The organism is Protofrankia sp. CiP1_Cm_nod3 (assembly GCF_982290655.1).
In genome coordinates, this window is record NZ_CEVIVD010000088.1 from 9,349 (window position 1) to 11,447 (window position 2,099).

The following is a 2,099-nucleotide window of genomic DNA, read 5'->3' on the forward strand; positions in this document are numbered from 1 at the left end:
GTGCCCGCCGGTGCTGTGCCCGCCGGTGCTGTGCCCGCCGGTGCTGTGCCCGCCGGTGCTGTGCCCGTCGGCGTCCTCGCGGAACCGGGGCTCGACGCTCCCGGGAGCGCCGGCGTCCTGGCGGGAGCCCGGCCCGACGGTTCGCGGACGATCCCGTCACAGGGCGTGTTCGGAGCCGACGGCCGGGCCGTGTCCGCCGGCCGGGCCACGGTGGTGCCACGGCCGTGCGGGACGCCGCCGGCGCGGTGGCGCCCGCAGCCACTCGTCGAGGTGGTCGTCCCCGTCTACAACGAGCAGGAGGCCCTCGACGGCAGCATCCGCCGGCTGTACGACTACCTGACCCGCCGCTTCCCCTTCGGCTGGCGTATCACGATCGCCGACAACGCCAGCACCGACGCGACCCCGCTCGTCGCGCGGCGCCTGGCCGACGAGCTCGGCCGGGTCCGTGTGACGCGGCTGGAGGCCAAGGGCCGCGGCCGGGCTCTGCGGGCGGCCTGGTCGTCCTCGGACGCCGACGTCGTGGCCTACATGGACGTCGATCTCTCCAGTGGGCTGGAGGCGTTCCTGCCCCTGGTCGCGCCCCTGCTGTCAGGCCATTCGGACGTCGCGATCGGCTCCCGGCTCGTCCGCGGCTCCCGGGTCGTCCGCGGGCCGAAGCGGGAGATCATCTCGCGTTGCTACAACTCGATGCTGCGGGTGGCCTTCCACACCTCCTTCCGGGACGCCCAGTGCGGGTTCAAGGCCGTGCGGGCGGACGTGGCCCGCGCGCTGCTGCCCGCCGTCGAGAACGACCACTGGTTCTTCGACACCGAACTGCTGCTGCTGGCCGAACGCAACGGCCTGCGCATCCACGAGGTGCCGGTGGACTGGACCGATGACCCGGACTCGCGGGTCGACGTCGTGGCGACCGCGATGGAGGACATCCGCGGAATGATCCGGGTCGCGCGCCGCATCCTCGCCGGCCGGGCCGGGGTGGAGCTGCCACCACAGGTCCGGGCCGCGCGGCTGCCTCGTGACATGGGCCGCCAGCTCAGGACGTTCGCGGCGATCGGGGTGTGTTCGACCCTCGCCTACGTTGTCGCCTACGCGCTGCTGCGCGAGGGCGGGGTGCCGTCCTTCGCAGCCAACTCCGTCGCGCTGCTCGGCACGGCGGTGGGCAACACCTGGGCCAACCGGCGCCTGACGTTCGGGCAGGTGGGTGGCGAGGGGGCGCTGCGCCAGTTCGCCGAGTCCGGGGTGGTGTTCGTGCTGGGGCTCGCGGCGTCCTCCGCCGGCCTCGGGCTGCTGCACGCGCTCTGGTCGTCGTCCGGGGTTCTTGTCGAGATCGTCACCGTGCTGCTCAGCGGTGTGCTGGCCACGGTGGTGCGGTTCGTGCTGATGCGGGCCTGGGTCTTCCATCCCGCCCGCTCCCCTCGTCCTCGCGGTACCTCCACCGGGCGTCATCCGCACCGGGGGTGACCCGTCCACCGACGGGGCGCTCTGACCGGATGCCGGTGGGGGAAGCACGTGCTGGGAAGGGCTGTGACCGTGGTCGGGGAGCCGCGGTGCCGGTTCGCCGAGTGTCGGGATGCGAGTACGATTCGATCACGCAACGTCATCATATGACCGTGCGGATCCAGGCGAGTTGCGTCGCGGAAACCTGTGGCGGATACGCTTAATATCGTTGTTTCGACGACATCGGCACAACCGCCGCCGTGCGAACCTGACCGGAGGATACTCGCGTGGTCCGAGGAGGCCCCGACTCCCGGGGCGGCCGACGAGGTGATCCTCTAGTGGGCTCGCGGGGGGAGACGCGTGAAATCGCGGATGGTGACGACGAGGAGACATGGTCGCCGAACGAGCCGGCGGGCCTGTCCCGGCCCGGGCCGGACGCGTCACGGCACCCGGCGGCCGGGCTGGACGCGTCACGGCACCCGGCGGCTGGGCCGCCGCCGTCCCGGTCGGTAGCGGCGGTGGCGGAGCAGGCGGATCACAGGCCTGAGCGGCCCGCCCTCGGCCAGATGCGGGCGCTTTCGGCGAGCAGGAGCCTGGTTGCTTTCGCCACTCTGTCGAACCAGCCCACCAGAAGCGCCCAGCCCGTCGGCGGCCCCCGGTCCGGG

Annotated in this window: 1 protein-coding gene; it reads left to right on the forward strand. The window is 72.8% G+C overall.

The features are described from left to right. Positions 1–1,458, forward strand: a 1,458-nt coding sequence (locus AC5LUJ_RS16295; protein WP_493465234.1) for a bifunctional glycosyltransferase family 2/GtrA family protein, incomplete at its 5' end; no start/stop codon positions are given. Positions 1,459–2,099: the final 641 nt, after the last annotated feature.